Annotated in this window: 3 protein-coding genes; 1 reads left to right on the forward strand and 2 read right to left on the reverse strand. The window is 43.8% G+C overall.

Translation table 11 applies throughout. The features are described from left to right. Positions 1 to 360, reverse strand: a 360-nt coding sequence (locus tag A3738_RS26960) for a ribosome recycling factor family protein (RefSeq protein ID WP_068763981.1), incomplete at its 3' end; no start/stop codon positions are given. A 183-nt stretch (positions 361 to 543) separates the two neighbouring features. On the opposite strand from A3738_RS26960, the gene A3738_RS26965 reads away from it, so the two are divergent. Continuing rightward, positions 544 to 1,491, forward strand: a complete 948-nt coding sequence (locus tag A3738_RS26965; protein ID WP_068502969.1) for a sodium-dependent bicarbonate transport family permease — start codon at positions 544 to 546, stop codon at positions 1,489 to 1,491. A 4-nt stretch (positions 1,492 to 1,495) separates the two neighbouring features. Here A3738_RS26965 and A3738_RS30230 read toward each other — a convergent pair whose 3' ends face one another. Then, positions 1,496 to 1,672 carry a hypothetical protein gene (locus A3738_RS30230; protein ID WP_156502777.1) on the reverse strand — a complete coding sequence of 59 codons (177 nt, stop codon included), beginning with the start codon at positions 1,670 to 1,672 and terminating at the stop codon, positions 1,496 to 1,498. Positions 1,673 to 1,882 lie beyond the last annotated feature (210 nt).

Raw genomic sequence — 1,882 nt, forward strand, 5'->3', positions numbered from 1 at the left:
CCATTCAATTTCGTCAATAACTAGCCTAGCTTGTGCGCTCGTACAGTCTGTGAGCATCATGAGTTGATTAACGCTGATTGGCCAATGTTCTTTGGCAAGCGTTTTTAGGTCTTTCAAATTTAATTCTGGTCGCTGCTTCTTAAGCAGATTTGCAACCCATAGCCAGCTTTCTTGTTTCGCTGATTCAATACTCTTTTGTAAGTTGATGGACTGTTCTGTATTGAGTTCGATTGTCCAATTTCGAGATCGTCCTCTACGCGTTAATGTCACACCTTGGTCTTTTATAAGGCATTTAAGATCCTGCGCATTTTCGACACGGCGAATAAAACTATTCAGTTGGATTCGAAAAAATTGAGGCATTTTAGAGGGATATTTTTAGAGGGTCTCAGAAATATAGCTGTTTTATATGCTATGAGAATCTAACAAATACTTTTACAATAGTCTCGCGGCAATAAAAGGCTGACCAATAAAAACGCGCTTGCCTTTGTTGTCTCTTCTGATTTGCATAGCCGTTTGGCTACTGTTCTGTGCGAAAGACTTACTATGCCTGATATCGTTGTCATGTTTTTTTTGCTCGGCCTAGTTGCCGGGCTTCTCAAATCTGATTTGAGTATTCCAAAAGAAGCCTACGATACCCTGAGTTTACTATTAATGCTTACCATCGGATTGAAGGGTGGTATGGCCTTATTTGGTAGTGTTTCGACTAACTTGATATGGGAGATGTTAACCGTCGCCTTAGTTGGAGCGATTTGCCCTTTATTAATTCTTCCTATCTTACGTTTTGTCTGTGGCGTATCTCTCGCCAACGCCAGCAGTATTGCAGCTCACTATGGTTCGGTTAGTGCCGGTACCTTTGCGGTTGTGCTGACGTATGCAGAGTCCAATAACATTGAGTTTGGTGCGCAAACGACGCTTTATCTGGTTATGTTAGAGCTTCCAGCGATTATTGTTGCCCTCGCCATTTATCGTTTTTTCAATTCGGAGAAGCAAGTTGAAGGCGTTTCTCATCGCGCTATTTGGCATGAAACATTGACGAACCGAGGTGTTGTATTGCTCGTTGGTGGTGTTCTGATTGGCTGGATGTACGGGCCAGTGCAAGGTGCGTCGGTCACCGAGTTATTGACAGGAGGCTTCAAAGCAATCTTGGCTATCTTCATGTTAGAAATGGGACTTACCGCGGCTGAAACACTCCGTCCCTTCCCATACAAACAATGGAAACTGGTTATCTTCGCATGCGTCACACCGCTTGCATTTGCTGCGATTGGCGCAGGCGCTGGTATAGCTTTGGGGCTGCCTGAAGGCTCAGTTCTTATTCTTGCGACTTTAGTCGCTAGTGCTTCCTATATTGCTGCGCCGGCAGCAATTCGAAGCGCTATTCCCGATGCGGATATTGGCTTAGCCATGCTGTTATCACTAGGCTTGACCTTCCCTCTGAACGTTATTTTTGGTATCCCTTTTTACCATTCATACATTTCACAGTGGATCGCATAGTTACTTAGCTACCCGTATAGTTCGCAACAATTCGATCCAGCTCTCCAGTGCGTTTTAGCTCCTCTAAATGCATTTTTACTTCTTTAATTGTACCGACCTTGTTTTGAGGGAGTGCGAAGAAAAATGGTTTTTCTGCTAGACGCACTTTGGTTTTTGCGATGCCTTTTTCGTGCGTTTTCATCAAGGTAAAGTCGATGACGTGTGTTGAGCCGACTAAGCAATCACAATGATTTTTTTGAGCATTCGCACCATAGTTTCATTGTCGGGCGATTGTACGATTCGAATATTTTGCTCTTCGGAGACGAGCTCGATCACAGGATTTTTGTAGCCAAGTCGTGCGCATATTGTTGTGTTCTGAACCTCACTTAAATGTTTCGGTGTTGTGGTGTCG

This window comes from Oleiphilus sp. HI0066 (assembly GCF_001635725.1).